Annotated in this window: 15 protein-coding genes; 9 read left to right on the top strand and 6 right to left on the bottom strand. The window is 70.6% G+C overall.

The features are described from left to right. Nucleotides 1–37: 37 nt before the first annotated feature. Complete coding sequence (locus AB0N22_RS12795) at nucleotides 38–565, bottom strand: TetR/AcrR family transcriptional regulator (protein WP_364640595.1); 528 nt, start codon at nucleotides 563–565, stop codon at nucleotides 38–40. A 96-nt stretch (nucleotides 566–661) separates the two neighbouring features. Between AB0N22_RS12795 and AB0N22_RS12800 the strand changes: the two genes are divergently transcribed. Beyond that, nucleotides 662–2,188, top strand: a complete 1,527-nt coding sequence (locus tag AB0N22_RS12800; RefSeq protein WP_364640598.1) for an MFS transporter — start codon at nucleotides 662–664, stop codon at nucleotides 2,186–2,188. Between the two features lies 1 nt (nucleotide 2,189). Here the strand turns inward: AB0N22_RS12800 and AB0N22_RS12805 are convergent, their stop codons facing one another. Further along, on the bottom strand, nucleotides 2,190–3,104 hold the full coding sequence (locus AB0N22_RS12805; RefSeq protein WP_364640601.1) for a LysR family transcriptional regulator: 915 nt from the start codon (nucleotides 3,102–3,104) through the stop codon (nucleotides 2,190–2,192). A 72-nt stretch (nucleotides 3,105–3,176) separates the two neighbouring features. Between AB0N22_RS12805 and AB0N22_RS12810 the strand changes: the two genes are divergently transcribed. Continuing rightward, nucleotides 3,177–4,100 carry an EamA family transporter gene (locus tag AB0N22_RS12810; protein WP_364640604.1) on the top strand — a complete coding sequence of 308 codons (924 nt, stop codon included), beginning with the start codon at nucleotides 3,177–3,179 and terminating at the stop codon, nucleotides 4,098–4,100. Here AB0N22_RS12810 and AB0N22_RS12815 read toward each other — a convergent pair. After that, nucleotides 4,036–4,590, bottom strand: coding sequence for a TetR/AcrR family transcriptional regulator (locus tag AB0N22_RS12815; protein ID WP_364640607.1), 555 nt, complete (start codon nucleotides 4,588–4,590; stop codon nucleotides 4,036–4,038). The genes AB0N22_RS12810 and AB0N22_RS12815 overlap by 65 nt on opposite strands. Nucleotides 4,591–4,643: 53 nt before the next feature. On the opposite strand from AB0N22_RS12815, the gene AB0N22_RS12820 reads away from it, so the two are divergent. Genes AB0N22_RS12820 through AB0N22_RS12830 form a run of 3 tightly spaced genes read left to right on the top strand, consistent with a single transcriptional unit; the run spans nucleotide 4,644 to nucleotide 8,973 of the window. Then, nucleotides 4,644–6,185: a carboxyl transferase domain-containing protein gene (locus AB0N22_RS12820; RefSeq protein WP_364640610.1), complete on the top strand. Its 1,542-nt coding sequence runs from the start codon at nucleotides 4,644–4,646 to the stop codon at nucleotides 6,183–6,185. An 8-nt stretch (nucleotides 6,186–6,193) separates the two neighbouring features. Next, on the top strand, nucleotides 6,194–8,047 hold the full coding sequence (locus tag AB0N22_RS12825) for a biotin carboxylase N-terminal domain-containing protein (RefSeq protein ID WP_364640613.1): 1,854 nt from the start codon (nucleotides 6,194–6,196) through the stop codon (nucleotides 8,045–8,047). After that, the gene (locus AB0N22_RS12830) at nucleotides 8,044–8,973 is read left to right on the top strand and encodes a hydroxymethylglutaryl-CoA lyase (RefSeq protein WP_364640616.1); all 930 of its coding nucleotides are present in this window, start codon (nucleotides 8,044–8,046) and stop codon (nucleotides 8,971–8,973) included. The genes AB0N22_RS12825 and AB0N22_RS12830 overlap by 4 nt, the downstream gene beginning before the upstream one ends. On the opposite strand, the gene AB0N22_RS12835 is transcribed toward AB0N22_RS12830, so the two are convergent. Then, nucleotides 8,970–9,368, bottom strand: a complete 399-nt coding sequence (locus tag AB0N22_RS12835; RefSeq protein WP_364640618.1) for a hypothetical protein — start codon at nucleotides 9,366–9,368, stop codon at nucleotides 8,970–8,972. The genes AB0N22_RS12830 and AB0N22_RS12835 overlap by 4 nt on opposite strands. A 54-nt stretch (nucleotides 9,369–9,422) precedes the next feature. Then, complete coding sequence (locus AB0N22_RS12840; RefSeq protein WP_364640621.1) at nucleotides 9,423–10,097, bottom strand: EcsC family protein; 675 nt, start codon at nucleotides 10,095–10,097, stop codon at nucleotides 9,423–9,425. 71 nt (nucleotides 10,098–10,168) lie between these two features. On the opposite strand from AB0N22_RS12840, the gene AB0N22_RS12845 reads away from it, so the two are divergent. The 4 genes from AB0N22_RS12845 to AB0N22_RS12860 all read left to right on the top strand — a co-directional run bounded on the left by AB0N22_RS12845 (nucleotide 10,169) and on the right by AB0N22_RS12860 (nucleotide 13,354). Then, nucleotides 10,169–11,134 (top strand): phosphotransferase, encoded by a 966-nt coding sequence (locus AB0N22_RS12845; RefSeq protein WP_364640623.1) that lies wholly within the window; start codon nucleotides 10,169–10,171, stop codon nucleotides 11,132–11,134. Beyond that, nucleotides 11,127–11,789, top strand: coding sequence for a leucyl/phenylalanyl-tRNA--protein transferase (gene aat / locus AB0N22_RS12850; protein ID WP_364640626.1), 663 nt, complete (start codon nucleotides 11,127–11,129; stop codon nucleotides 11,787–11,789). The genes AB0N22_RS12845 and aat overlap by 8 nt, the downstream gene beginning before the upstream one ends. 105 nt (nucleotides 11,790–11,894) lie before the next feature. Beyond that, entirely contained in the window at nucleotides 11,895–12,167 is a 273-nt protein-coding gene (locus AB0N22_RS12855) for an HU family DNA-binding protein (RefSeq protein WP_364642746.1), read from the top strand. Between the two features lie 71 nt (nucleotides 12,168–12,238). Continuing rightward, the gene (locus AB0N22_RS12860; RefSeq protein ID WP_364640629.1) at nucleotides 12,239–13,354 is read left to right on the top strand and encodes a type II CAAX endopeptidase family protein; all 1,116 of its coding nucleotides are present in this window, start codon (nucleotides 12,239–12,241) and stop codon (nucleotides 13,352–13,354) included. Here the strand turns inward: AB0N22_RS12860 and AB0N22_RS12865 are convergent. Then, complete coding sequence (locus tag AB0N22_RS12865; RefSeq protein WP_364640632.1) at nucleotides 13,351–13,668, bottom strand: rhodanese-like domain-containing protein; 318 nt, start codon at nucleotides 13,666–13,668, stop codon at nucleotides 13,351–13,353. The genes AB0N22_RS12860 and AB0N22_RS12865 overlap by 4 nt on opposite strands. Nucleotides 13,669–13,732 lie beyond the last annotated feature (64 nt).

Below are 13,732 nucleotides of genomic sequence, written 5' to 3' on the forward strand. Positions count from 1 at the left end.
CGCCTGCGTGCACGACGTGCGCCCGGCAAGTGAACAGCTAGAGGACGTCGAGCCGTTTCAGCACGGCGCGGACGTGCTTGAGGGCATTCTTCTCGGTCAGCCCGGTCGTGTCGTCGAAGTAGAGCCCGTCGCCGATCAGCTGGATCGTGCGAGCGAGGGACTCGTCGCCCAAGTGCTCACGGAGCACCCGGAACCAGCCCTCGCGGAGGTCAGCGAGCGCTGCGGCCGCGCGAGAGTCGTTCTCCTGGGCGATGCGGCCGGCGGCGATGAGGGCACGGTCGAAGTTGCTGCCGGTGTTGACCGAGGTGGCCAGGTAGAACTCGACCGGCCCCTTCTTGGCCGTCCGCATCTTGGCGACATCGGCCTCGCCCTGCTCCCGCAGGCGGGTCAGCATGCCCTCGACGAGCTCGTCCTTGCTGTGGAAGTGGTAGAGCAGGCCGCCCTTGGACACCTCGGCCTCCGCGGCGACGGCGTCGAGCGTTGCCGCCCGGCTGCCCGCGGTGACGAGAAGGGTCTCGAAGGCGTCGAGCAGACGATCCCTCGTCGAACGCTCCCCTACTGACATGCGCTCACCTTACAGAGAGGAATATCACGGTCACCGACGTCGTTGACTGTACCGTCCAGACGGTATAGTTGACCGTCGCCGATGGGAGGAGGCCCCATGACCACGATGACCATGCGCCGACGCGCCGAAGAGCTCGACGCGCCGCGCGCCGGAGTGCGCGAATGGCTTGCGCTCGGCGTGCTGATGATGCCCGTCCTCCTCACGTCGATCGACAACACCGTGCTGAGCTTCGCGCTGCCCCAGGTCAGCATCGCCTTGCGTCCGACGGGCGAGCAGATGCTGTGGCTCGTCGACATCTATCCGCTCATGCTGGCCGGCCTGCTCGTCGCGATGGGCAGCCTCGGCGACCGGATCGGCCGGCGCAAGCTCCTGCTGATCGGCGCTGTCGGGTTCGGCATCGCCTCGGTGTGCGCGGCGTTCAGCCCGACCGCGGAGGCGCTGTTCGCCTCGCGCGCCCTGCTCGGTGTGTTCGGCGCGACCCTCATGCCGTCCACGCTGTCGTTGATCCGCAACATCTTCACGCACGGCGAGGACCGCAGGCTCGCGATCGCCACGTGGGCGGCGATGTTCGCCGGTGGGGCGGCCCTCGGCCCTGTCGTCGGCGGCTGGCTGCTGGAGCACTTCTGGTGGGGATCGGTGTTCTTCATCAACGTGCCGATCATCGCGGTGTTCCTCGTCGCTGCGGTCTTCCTGCTGCCGGAGTCGCGCGATCCCCGGCCGGGACGCATCGACCTGGCGAGCATCGTCCTGTCGATGACCGCGATGCTGCCGTTCGTGTTCGGCATCAAGCAGGCGGCCGAGCACGGTCTCAGTGACCCGACGCTCATCGGTCTCGGTGTCGGCATCGTGAGCGGGGTGCTGTTCGTGCGGCGGCAGCGTCGGATCGCCGACCCGCTGATCGACATGACGCTGTTCTCCGACCGCGTCTTCAGCGGCGCGATCGTCGCCAACCTGCTGAGCCTCATGGGCTATGCCGGTTTCGTCTACTTCGCGGCGCAGTTCCTCCAGCTCGTCGTGGGGCTGTCTCCGCTGTCGGCCGCGACGGCCTTGCTGCCCGGCCTCGTCGTCACGGTCTTTGCGGGCTTCGCCGCCGTCCGACTGGTGCGACGGTTTCCCGCGCGAGCGCTCGTGTCAGGCAGCTTCGGGCTGTCGGCGGCCGGCTATGCGATCGCAGCCTTCGTCGGCACGCCGACCACGGTGTCGATCATGATCGCCTTCTCGGTGCTGGGGCTCGGGATCGGCCTGGCCGAGACCTTGACGAACGACCTGATGCTGTCGAGCGTGCCACCCCACAAGGCGGGATCGGCGTCGGCGATCTCCGAGACGGCGTACGAGGTCGGTGCTGTGCTGGGCACGGCGGTGCTGGGCAGCATCCTCACGTCGACGTACCGGTCGCACCTCACCGTGCCGGCGGTGGCGCAGTGGGGTCACCACGACGCCGCGTTCGAGACCTTGGGCGGGACGGTCGAGTTCGCCAAGTTCTATCCCAACGCGGTCGGCGAGACGATGGTGCGCTCGGCGCACCAGGCCTTCGACCTCGGGGTGCAGCTCACGTCGGCAACGGCGATCCTCGTCGCACTGTCCGCGGCGGTGGTCTCGTGGCGGACCCTCAAGGACGCCTGACTCACGCGTCGGCGGATGCCTGGGGGAACAGGTCCTCGAGCTCGTGCTGCACGTGGAGCCGCGCCGGGTTCTCACGACTCGACGTGCGCCAGAGCGAGCTGACCCGCCGCGTCGGTGTCGGATCGACCACCGGGACCACGCGGACCCTGGGCGAGAGGGACTCGCGGCCCAGCCGGGGGACGAGGGCTACCGCGACACCGTGCTCGACCATGGCGGCGTGCGTCGAGTACGAGCCGTCGAAGTAGCGCATGTCGGGCCGGATGCCGTGCATCGCGAACATGTGCAGCAGCCAGTCGTGGCAGATCGTCCCGGCCGGTGTGGTCACCCAGCGCTCGGTCGCGAGGTCGGTCGGCGTGACGGAGTCCTTCAGGCTGAGCCGGTGGCTCCACGGCAGCAGGACGTCGGCCCGGTCGACGTGGATCTCCCGGTGCTCGAGGGTCGTCGGCAGCTCGAGCGGCATCGTGCTCCAGTCGTGGACGATCGAGAGATCGGTGCCGCCCCGTTCCACCAACGTCACCGCCTCGCGGGGATCGACCTCGGTGACCACGACATCGAGCTCGGGTGCCGTGGTGCGCAGACGCGCCAGCAGGGGCGCGACGATGCCGCGCGACGCGGTCGAGAACGAGGCGAGCCGGAACGTGCCCCGCAGCTCCTCGGCCCCGCCGACTGCCAGGTTCTCCACCTGCTCGAGGTCCGAGAGCAGCTGGGTTCCCCGCTCGGCCAGCAGGCGCCCGCGCTCGGTCAGGATGACGGTCCGACCGACGCGCTCGAGCATCGGCGAGCGGCTCTGGCGCTCGAGCTTCTTGATCTGCTGAGAGACCGCGGACGGGGTGAAGTCCAGGGCGGCAGCCGCGGACACGATGCTGCCGTGATCACGTACGGCGATCAGTGAACGGAGCGCTCCGAGGTCGATCATGAAGCAACAGTACGCGGTTTCGTCCACAAAGCGTTGCTGGTGCTTCATCGTTGAGCGGACGAGACTGAGGGCATGTCCCTCAAGCACAGCATGCTCGCCGTCCTCGTGATGCTGATCTGGGGTGCCAACTTCGTGGTGATCGACGAGGGCCTGGCGGACGTGCCGCCGCTGCTGTTCCTCGCCCTGAGGTTCACGTTCGTGGCTCTGCCCTTGGTCTTCTTCGTGCCGCCGCCGGCCGGCTGGCGCAACGTCGTGGCCGTCGGCACGTTCATGAGCCTGGGACAGTTCAGCCTGCTCTACCTCGCCCTCGACCTCGGCATGCCCGCCGGCCTGGCGTCGCTCGTGCTCCAGGCGCAGGTGATCTTCACGATCGTGATCGCCGCCGTTGTCATCAAGGAACGGCCGAGCCGACGGCAGGTCGCGGGCGCGACGCTCGGCACCGGGGGACTCGCGGTCGTGGTGGTCGCGCACGGCGCCTCCGCCCCGGTCGTCCCCGTCCTGGTGATGCTGGGCGCGGCGACCTCCTGGGCCATCGGCAACGTCATCGCGCGCCGCGCCGGGGTCGCGTCCGGGCTGTCGCTGGTCGTCTGGTCGGCGCTCGTCGTACCCCTGCCGGCGCTGGGTCTCTCGCTCGTGGTGGACGGTGGCGCCGAGGTCGGCCACGCGCTGACCCACCTGTCAGGCACAGCGATCGCCAGCACGGCGTTCACGGCGATCGGTGCGTCGCTGCTCGGATACGGCATCTTCAACTCGCTGTTGGCCCGCTATCCCGCGAGTGCGGTGGTCCCGTTCGTCCTGCTGGTGCCGGTCGTCGGGATCGCCACCGCTTGGCTCGTCCAGGACGAGGTGCCGACGGTGCTGGAGCTGGCGGGCGGCGTGGTCATGCTCGTCGGCGTCGCCGCCGCGACCGTCTCGCGACGGCGACCCGTCATCACACCGCGAAGAGGGCCGAGCGTGCCATCGCCGAGAGTCGAGAGCGCATCGCCGACTCACTGATGCGAGCGCTGTGCGGCGTCGAGTTGAGCAACCCGAACGTCGCCTGGACCACGGCGCGGGCCTCCGCCGGCTCGAGGTCCTCGCGGAGTCGACGCACGATGTCGACCCAGAGGTCGATGTAGGCGAGCTGCAACGAGCGGACCTCCTTGCGTCCCGCGGCGTCGAGGTTGGCCCACTCGCGTTCCTGGATCACGATGAACGCGGGATGCCCGAGGGCGAAGTCGATGTGCCAGGCGATGAGCGCCTCGAGGGCTGCGCCCGGATCGGGCGCTGCGGCGCTGCGGGCCGTGCCCTCGGCCAGCAGCTGCTCGCTGATCGCGGTGAGCGACTGGGTCAAGATGTCGTCCTTGCCGGCGAAGTGCTTGTAGAGCGCCGGTCCGGAGATGCCGCAGGCGCCGCCGATGTCGTGCACCGAGACGCCGTGGAAGCCGCGCTCCGCGAACAAGGTGGCCGCCGTCTCGAGGATCTGCTGGCGACGGGTGGTGCTCATGATGACACCCTAGCCAGTGGCGACGGCTGGTTAACGACTGTTAACCTGTCGGCATGCGTGAACTCGTCGAAGAGCTGCGGTCCAGGCTGGCGGCCGTACGGCTGGGGGGCAGCGAGGCTGCCCGGGAACGCCACGTCGGGCGCGGCAAGCTCCTGCCCCGCGACCGCATCGACCATCTGCTCGACCCCGGATCCCCGTTCCTCGAGATCGCGCCGCTGGCCGCCGAGGGGGTCTATGACGACGACGTCCCCAGCGCCGGCATCATCGCGGGCATCGGCCGCATCAGCGGACACGACTGTGTCGTCGTCGCCAACGACGCGACCGTCAAGGGCGGCACCTACTTCCCCCTCACGGTCAAGAAGCACCTCCGGGCCCAGACCATCGCGGAGCAGAACAACCTGCCGTGCGTCTACCTCGTCGAGTCCGGCGGTGCCTTCATCCCGATGCAGGACGAGGTGTTCCCCGATCGCGAGCACTTCGGGCGCATCTTCTTCAACCAGGCCCGCATGTCGGCGCAGCAGATCCCGCAGATCGCCGCCGTGATGGGGTCGTGCACCGCGGGTGGCGCGTACGTCCCGGCGATGAGCGACGAGACCGTCATCGTCAAGGACCAAGGCACGATCTTCCTCGCCGGTCCGCCGCTGGTGAAGGCCGCCACCGGCGAGGTCGTGTCGGCCGAGGACCTCGGGGGCGGCGACGTGCACGCCCGCGTCTCCGGGGTCGTCGACCACCTCGCCGACGACGACGAGCACGCCCTGCAGATCGTCCGGTCGATCGTGGGCACGCTCGAGCGTCCGCCGAGCCCCGAGCCGCCGCACGATCCCGTGCCGCCGGCCGAGGATCCCGAGGGCCTTTACGACGTCGTGCCGGTCGATGCCCGCACGCCCTACGACGTGCGCGAGGTCATCCGCCGCATCGTGGACGCCTCGCGCCTGCACGAGTTCAAGCCGCTCTACGGCGAGACGCTGGTCTGCGGGTTCGCCCGCATCTGGGGCTATCCCGTCGCCATTGTGGCCAACAACGGCATCCTGTTCAGCGAGTCGGCCCTCAAGGGCGCGCACTTCGTGCAGCTGGCCAACCAGCGCGGCATCCCGCTGGTCTTCCTGCAGAACATCACGGGCTTCATGGTCGGCCAGGAGTACGAGAACCGCGGGATCGCCAAGGACGGCGCCAAGCTCGTCACGGCCGTCGCGTCCTCGGTCGTGCCCAAGTTCACGGTCGTGATCGGGGGATCGTACGGCGCCGGCAACTACGGCATGTGCGGCCGCGCGTACGACCCGCGCTTCCTCTGGATGTGGCCCAACGCGCGGATCTCGGTCATGGGCGGCGAGCAGGCCGCGGCCGTCCTGGCGACAGTCAAGCGCGACGGCATCGAGGCGCGGGGCGGCGAGTGGTCCGCTGACGACGAGGCAGCGTTCCGTGAGCCGATCCGTGAGCAGTTCGAGCGGCAGGGCTCGCCCTACTACTCCACCGCACGGCTGTGGGACGACGGGATCATCGACCCCGTCGACACCCGCCGCGTCCTCGGCATGGGCCTCCAGCTGGCTGCCGCTTCCCCGACCCCGAAGCCGAGCTTCGGCCTCTTCCGGATGTGAGGCGAGACATGACCTTTCAGAGCGTCCTCATTGCCAACCGCGGCGAGATCGCCCGCCGGGTGATCCGCGCGTGCCGGGAGGCCGGCCTGCGCAGCATCGCGGTCTACTCCGACGCTGATGCGGACGCCCCCTACGTCCGCCTGGCCGACGACGCCGTGCACCTCGGGCCGACCCCGGCCACGGAGTCCTACCTGTCGATCGAGCGCGTCCTCGCCGCCGCCAAGGAGGCGGGAGCCGAGGCGGTCCACCCCGGGTACGGCTTCTTGTCCGAGCGTGCCGAGTTCGCCCGCACGGTCGTCGACGCGGGGTTGGTGTTCATCGGTCCCACCGCCGAGGTCATGGACGCGATGGGTCGCAAGGACCGGGCCAGGGCGATCGCCGAGCGTGCTGGCGTACCCGTGACTCCGCAGTTCGACGCGGCCGACGTCCCGGCTGATGCCTATCCCGTCCTGGTCAAGGCGGCCGCCGGTGGCGGTGGCAAGGGCATGCGGATCGTTCGGGAGGCTGCCGGGCTGTCCGCCGCGCTCGACGCCGCGCGTCGCGAAGCCGCGGCGGCGTTCGGCGACGACACGCTCCTCGTCGAGAAGTACGTCGAGGCGGGCCGACACGTGGAGGTCCAGGTCTTCGGCGACACCGCCGGCAACGTCGTCCACCTCTTCGAGCGTGACTGCTCGGCACAACGGCGCCACCAGAAGGTCGTCGAGGAGGCCCCGGCCTACGGGCTCACCGACGAGCTGCGTCGAACCCTCCACGACTCGTCCGTGGCGTTGTGTCGCGAGGTCGGCTACACGGGAGCCGGCACGGTCGAGTTCCTCGTCGCGGACGGCCGCGCCTACTTCCTCGAGATGAACACCCGCCTCCAGGTCGAGCATCCCGTCACCGAGGAGATCACCGGGATCGACCTCGTCCAGTGGCAGCTGCTCGTCGCCGCCGGCGGCCGGCTGCCCTCGACCCAGGACGAGATCACCGCGACGGGGCACGCGATGGAGGTCCGGGTCTACGCCGAGGACCCCTATGCCGGGTTCCTGCCCCAGGCCGGCCACGTCCTCGATGCTGCCTGGCCCCTCGACGCGCGGGTCGAGACCGACCTCGGCGCCGACCAGGAGGTCTCGACGGCGTACGACCCGATGCTCGGCAAGATCGTCGTCGCCGGCACCGATCGTGAGGATGCGCGACGCCGGATGGTCGAGGCGCTGGACGACACCGGCATCTTCGGGGTGACGACCAATCTCGGATTCGTCCGCCGACTCGTCGCGAGCCGCGAGTTCGCGGTCGGGGAGGTGCACACCGCCTGGCTCGACAGCGATGCGTCGACCGAGCTGCTGACGACCCCGACGCTGCCCCCCGAGGCCGCCCGAGCCGCAGCCAGGCTGTGGGGCAGCTTCACCGTTCCCGGCGGTGACTCGCCGTGGTCAGCCGGCGACGGCTGGCGCGCGGGCGCCGACCCGGCGCCGACCCGGGTGGTGCTGGTGGACGAGACGGGACACCCGTGGGAGCTCGCCTTCACGGACGACGATCAGCCCGGCGGAGACCTGCTGGCCACGATCGACACCGAAGGTCTGACCGTGGCCTGGGAGGGCCAGAACTGGCGCCTCGTCGTGCCTGACCCGATGCGCGGCGGTCATCATCTGGGTGCGGCGACGGACGCCGACCTCGTGTCCCCGATGCCGGGCACGGTGCTGCGCGTCGATGTCGCCGAGGGCGACGCCGTCACGCTGGGTCAGCAGCTGGGGGTCGTCGAGGCCATGAAGATGGAGCTCGCCCTGCTCGCGCCCTACGACGGGGTGGTCGCCCACGTCGGCGCTGCCGTCGGCGACCAGGTGCCCATCAAGCACCTGCTGTTCACGGTGGAACCGGCATGACGCCGGCCGTCGTGCGCGACCCGGCGCTGCCCGACGCGGTCACGATCTATGAGGTCGGTCCGCGCGACGGGCTCCAGAACGAGTCGGCGGTCGTGCCGCTCGACGCCAAGGCCGAGTTCATCACGCGCCTCCTCGCGGCCGGCCTGCCGATCGTCGAGGCGACGAGCTTCGTCCATCCACGATGGGTGCCGCAGCTCGCGGATGCCGCCGAGCTCGTCGCGCGGCTCCCCCTCGACGGTCCGGCGCCCCTGCCGGTCCTGGTGCCCAACGAACGAGGGCTCGACCGGGCGCTGGAGGCGGGCTGCACCCACATCGCGATCTTCGGCAGCGCCACCGAGACCTTCGCCCAGAAGAACCTCAACGCCACGCTGGACTCGCAGCTCGTCATGTTCGAGCCCGTGGTCGCCCGGGCGCGCGACGCCGGCCTCGACGTTCGTGCCTATGTGTCGATGTGCTTCGGCGACCCCTGGGAGGGCGAGGTCCCGGTCGACCAGGTCGTGACCACGGGGCAGCGCCTGCTCGACCTCGGCGCCTCCCAGCTGTCGATCGGCGACACGATCGGGGTCGGCACGGCGGCTCAGGTGGGTGCCCTGATCGAGGCCTTCGGTGCTGCCGGCGTCGGCGTGGACCGCTTGGCGATGCACTTCCACGACACCTACGGCCAGGCGCTGGCCAACGCGTACGCGGCCCTACGTCACGGGATCACGACGTTCGACGCCTCGGCCGGTGGACTGGGCGGGTGCCCGTACGCCGAGAGCGCGACCGGGAACCTGGCGACCGAGGACCTCGTGTGGATGCTCACGGGTCTTGGCATCGAGCACGGCGTCGACCTCGACTCACTGGTGCAGACCAGCGTCTGGATGTCGGGCGTGCTCGGCAAGGAGCCGGCCAGCGCCGTCGCCCGTGCGCTGGGCCGGGTCGGCTAGGCCGACTGCGCCAGCCGCGCGGAGACCCGCGACGAGAGCAGCGCGTACTGCTGGTCGAGTCGGGTGGGACCAGTGGGCCGTACGACGTCGAGGCCGCCGACCACGTGCTCGTGCGGGCCGAACTGCTCGAGCGTGATGTCGACCTGCTCACCGTCGGGCAGCCGGTTCCACCAGTGGAAGTCGACCCTCTCGCCGAGGCCTGAACCCGTCGGGGAGTCGACGAAGACCTCGCCCGTGACGAGCGAGCCGCCGAAGTAGTCGTGCAGGACGAGCGCGGTCGTGGCGCACTGCCCGCGTGCCGGGTTGTCCGGCGTCCAGTCCGGGACGTCCTCGGGCGAGCAGGTGTCGGGGCCCCAGGACTCACGCAGCGCGAGGATCACGGCTTCGAGCGTCATGCGTACGACGGTAGGTGCCGGGTCTGACATCTCCCGCGACGCTCGGGTACGCCCTCAGGTCGCGAGGCGGCGGTCCCGCAGCTCGTCGGCGGCGTACTGGCCGACGTGCCACGTGGCGAGGGCATCGCTGGAGCCGCCCACGGCGCCGCCGAGCACGGGGACCCTGCGCCCGATCAGGGTGATCGCCCGGCGTCCCGCCGTGCGTCCGACGAGCTCAGCGGTGACCTCGCGCGAGAGGGTCTCGTCGAGCACGGGGTCGTGCACCGGCGACGTCGCCAAGGCCATCGGGGAGGACGGCAACCGGTGCCGCTTGATGAGTCCCTTGACCGCGTCCTCCCCCAGCATGCAGGCCAGGATCGCGTTGCGGACCCGAGGATCTTCCAGGTCGTAGCCGCGGAGGTGCGCGATGCCGGCGACGAGATGGCACTGGACGAGCGTCACCCCGACGACGTTGGCCGGCACGGAGACCGCGAGGGTCGAGAAGCCGCCGAGGTTCGTCACGAACCCCTGCACGCCGGCGAGGCTCGCGTGCATCCGGACGAGACCCCTGATCGCCTTCTCCACGTCGCCGCCGTGGTCGACGAGCTTGGTGTCGGCCGAGGCGGCTGCCGACCGCAAGGGCCCGATGCCGTCGATCGCGTGGTCGAGAACGGTGCGGACGTAGCCCGACGCGACCGCCGGGGCGAGCTTGGCGCCCGCGGTGGCGGCGACGCTGCGGCGAACTCCCATCCGTTCAGCATAGGCCGGTCTCCCAGGCCGGCATCCTCGAGCGGCCCGGTTCCTGGCCCTACGCTGTGGGCATGGTCCGACCCTTCTCCGAGCGCGTGGCCGACGCGGAGTGGCGGCGCGAGGCCGAGACCTGGATCGGTGGCCAGCTGGACCGGCACGGCGACACGATGACCGGGCCGATCGAGCAGCCCCGCGTACGTCCTTGGTCGACCCAGCTGACCGTCCCGACGACAGCCGGGTCCCTGTGGTTCAAGGCCAACTGCGCTGCCCTCGCCTTCGAGCCGCGGCTCCACGACGAGCTGGCGGCACTCGCGCCGGGGTCCGTGGACGTCCCGTACGCGACGCAGCCCGACCGCGGCTGGCTGCTCACCCGCGACCGCGGGTCGACGCTGGGCGACTCGCACGAGCCGACGATCGAGGACTGGCGGCGCGTCCTGGGCGAGGCGGCGACGCTCCAGCGCATCACGGCGACCGAGGCCGACCGCCTGCTGGCGACCGGGATGCCCGACTGCTCACCGCCGACGGTCGTCGACCGGTTCGACCGGCTGGTCGAGGTCCTCGCCGCCCTGCCCGAGCACGACCCGTCCCACCTCGACGCTGATCTGGCTGCCCGTCTGCGGGCCAGGCGCCCGGCAGTCGTCGACGCCGCCCAGGAGCTCGAGGCCTCCTCTCTTCCGACGACCTGGCAGCACGGCGACCTGCACCCGTGGAACGTGTTCGCGGTCGGTCGCGGGTCGTTGCGGGTCTTCGACTTCGGCGACGCGCAGTGGGCGCACGCCACCGAGCTGCTGAGCGTCCCGTACGGCTGGATCGCCCAGCGCACCGTGCTCCCTTGGGGCGAGGTGCTGGAGGCGTACTGCGACGTGTGGGGCGTGACGCCCGCCGACCTCGAGCCGCAGTGGGTGGCATCAGGCCTCACCCAGCCGGTCAACCGGGCCATGACGTGGTGGGGCTGCCTCGCCGAGGCGAGCGCCGCCGAGCTCGCCGAGTGGGGCGAGGCGCCGCTCCACCACCTGTCGCGCGTGCTCGATGGCTGACGTGGCCCGCCAGCCGCTGGGCCCGACGCCGTGGGTGTTCGACCCCGCGCGGTGGCCCCGCGAGGACTGCGTCGCGGCGGGCGCCGACCTCGAGCCCGGAACCCTCCTCGAGGCGTACCGGCGCGGCGCCTTCCCGATGCCGAACGACGGCGTGCTGCTGTGGTGGTCCCCGATGCAGCGCGGTGTCCTGGTGCCCGCTGACCTGCGGGTCAGCCGATCACTCGCCCGGTCCAGGCGCCGCTTCGACGTGACGATCGACGAGTCCTTCGAGGAGGTCATCGACGCGTGCGCCGACCCGTCCCGGCCCGGTGCCTGGATCGACTCGCCGATCCGCGAGGCGTACGTCCGGATGCACCGGCTCGGCTGGGCGCACTCCATCGAGACACGGGACGCCGACGGGACCCTCGTCGGAGGGCTGTACGGCCTCAGCGTGGGGCGGCTGTTCGCCGGCGAGTCGATGTTTCACCGGGCGACGGACGCCTCCAAGGTCGCGCTGATGGCGCTGGTCGAGGTGGTCGGCGACGAAGGGCTGATCGACACCCAGTGGCGTACCGACCACCTGGCGTCGCTGGGCGTGACGGAGTGGCCGCGGGACCGCTACCTGCGGACGATCGCCGCCCTCGTCGACGCCGAGCCGCCCGGGATCTGGCTCTGATAGCAGGTCGGCGGGGGGTGCTCCCGTGGGGGCGCGGTCGAATCGCCGTCGCGGGTTCATAGACTGTCGAAGCACACCCACCACTCACAAGGAGCTTTTGTGGCTATCTCACGCAACGACCTCGTCGCTGCCCTCGCTTCGAAGGCCGGCACCAGCAAGGCCGAGGCCGACGCCGTCCTCTCGTCCTTCAGCGAGATCCTGCTCGACTCCGTCAGCAATGGCGAGAAGGTCTCGATCCCCGGCATCCTGTCCGTCGAGCGCGTCCAGCGTGCCGCACGTACGGGCCGCAACCCCTCGACCGGCGAGACCATCGACATCCCCGCCGGCTTCGGCGTCAAGGTGAGCGTCGGCTCGCGCCTCAAGGCCGCCGCCAAGTAGAACCGCACCAATCGCGCAGCGCCATCGGGTCTTCCCGGTGGCGCTGTCTCGTCTCTGGGAGGATGGCGCCCATGTCCACGCGCTACCACCGTCTCGCTCGCGAGACGCCGGCGTACGCGTGGTGGCGGCTCCCGGTCGCCGGCCTGCTGACGGTGGTGCTGTGGATCGGCGCCGGGATCGTGCTGGTGGTCGTGGCGGTGATCGCGTTCGCGACCGGATCGGGCCTCGACCAGTTCGAAGCCTGGGCCGACGGGGCCGGCGAGCTCGACCTGCAGCACCTGGACTTCTTCGCCCTCGACATGCTGTCGATCATCATCGCGATGCCCGCCGTGCTGGTCGCCGTCCTGATCACCGGGCCACGACCGATCGGCTACCTCTCGTCGGTCGCTGGGCGCCTGCGGTGGAAGTGGCTGGCGCTCACGGGGGTCGTCGCGTTCGCGGTGTTCATCGCCACGATCGGCGGCGCGGTCGCCCTCGGAGAGGCAACGGACCCCACCGAGATCAGTCCCGCTGAGATCAGCACCCGGGCGCTCGTCGCGATCGGGCTGATCCTGCTGCTCGTGCCGTTCCAGGCAGCAGCCGAGGAGTACGTCTTCCGCGGCTACATCCTCCAGCTCGTGGGCTCCTGGAGCCGATTCGCGTTCATCCCGGTGGTCGTATCGGTCCCGCTGTTCGTCGCCGGCCACGCGTACGAGCTGTGGGGCCTGGTCGACGTCGGCATCTTCGGCCTCATGGCTGCCGTGGTGACGATCCGCACGGGCGGTCTCGAGGCGGCCATCGCGGCGCACACCGCCAACAACGTCGTGCTGTTCGTGCTGGACGCGCTGGGGATGTTCTCCGCCACCGACGACAGTGATGCCGGGCCGCTCGACCTCGTCCCGACCGTCGTCTCGAGCGTCGTCTTCCTCGTGCTGGTCGAGCTGCTCGCCCGTCGGAAGAACCTCCAGCGGACCCGGCCGCCCATCGCGCCCCCGCCGCCACCACAGGCGCCGATGTGGCCCCCGGTCCCGTACGCGTACTGGTGGCCGCCGGTCACCCAGGCCCCGCCGCAGCAGTGGCACCCGGCGCCCGCGCCACCCTCGTCGCACCTGGCCGGACCGCCGCCCAGCGCGTCTGCCGCCCCGGCCGTTCCCGGGCCGGACTACCCCGGTGAGCTGCCGCCGGACTGGGACTCCGGACGGCGCTAGCGGGCCACCTGCCGACCGGCCCGCTCCCAGGCGTCCATGCCGCCGTCGAGGTTGACGACGTCATGACCTTGGGCATGGAGCCACGCCGTCACCCGGGCGGACCGTCCACCCACGTGACACACCACGACCGTGTGCTTCGAGGGGTCGAGCTCGCCCACCCGCGAGGGCAGGTCGCCCATCGGGATGTGGACCGCGCCCTCGATGTGACCGGCGGCCCACTCGTGCGGTTCACGCACGTCGAGCACGACCACGTCGGACGGAATCACCTCGGGAATGCTGGCGACGTCGGTGGTCGGGATGGCGGAATCACTCATGCCTCCATAGTCCCCCGACACGTGTGATGTGCCACGAACGGGGTCTTTTCTGGGCCAGGGAGTG

This window comes from Aeromicrobium sp. NPDC092404 (genome assembly GCF_040684095.1).
Taxonomy (GTDB): Bacteria; Actinomycetota; Actinomycetes; order Propionibacteriales; family Nocardioidaceae; genus Aeromicrobium.

Coding starts and splice junctions, on each gene's coding strand:
- AB0N22_RS12795 (WP_364640595.1), bottom strand. CDS start 565: ATGTCAGTAGGGGAGCGTTCGACGAGGGATCGTCTGCTCGACGCCTTC.
- AB0N22_RS12800 (WP_364640598.1), top strand. CDS start 662: ATGACCACGATGACCATGCGCCGACGCGCCGAAGAGCTCGACGCGCCG.
- AB0N22_RS12805 (WP_364640601.1), bottom strand. CDS start 3,104: ATGATCGACCTCGGAGCGCTCCGTTCACTGATCGCCGTACGTGATCAC.
- AB0N22_RS12810 (WP_364640604.1), top strand. CDS start 3,177: ATGTCCCTCAAGCACAGCATGCTCGCCGTCCTCGTGATGCTGATCTGG.
- AB0N22_RS12815 (WP_364640607.1), bottom strand. CDS start 4,590: ATGAGCACCACCCGTCGCCAGCAGATCCTCGAGACGGCGGCCACCTTG.
- AB0N22_RS12820 (WP_364640610.1), top strand. CDS start 4,644: ATGCGTGAACTCGTCGAAGAGCTGCGGTCCAGGCTGGCGGCCGTACGG.
- AB0N22_RS12825 (WP_364640613.1), top strand. CDS start 6,194: ATGACCTTTCAGAGCGTCCTCATTGCCAACCGCGGCGAGATCGCCCGC.
- AB0N22_RS12830 (WP_364640616.1), top strand. CDS start 8,044: ATGACGCCGGCCGTCGTGCGCGACCCGGCGCTGCCCGACGCGGTCACG.
- AB0N22_RS12835 (WP_364640618.1), bottom strand. CDS start 9,368: ATGACGCTCGAAGCCGTGATCCTCGCGCTGCGTGAGTCCTGGGGCCCC.
- AB0N22_RS12840 (WP_364640621.1), bottom strand. CDS start 10,097: ATGGGAGTTCGCCGCAGCGTCGCCGCCACCGCGGGCGCCAAGCTCGCC.
- AB0N22_RS12845 (WP_364640623.1), top strand. CDS start 10,169: ATGGTCCGACCCTTCTCCGAGCGCGTGGCCGACGCGGAGTGGCGGCGC.
- aat (WP_364640626.1), top strand. CDS start 11,127: ATGGCTGACGTGGCCCGCCAGCCGCTGGGCCCGACGCCGTGGGTGTTC.
- AB0N22_RS12860 (WP_364640629.1), top strand. CDS start 12,239: ATGTCCACGCGCTACCACCGTCTCGCTCGCGAGACGCCGGCGTACGCG.
- AB0N22_RS12865 (WP_364640632.1), bottom strand. CDS start 13,668: ATGAGTGATTCCGCCATCCCGACCACCGACGTCGCCAGCATTCCCGAG.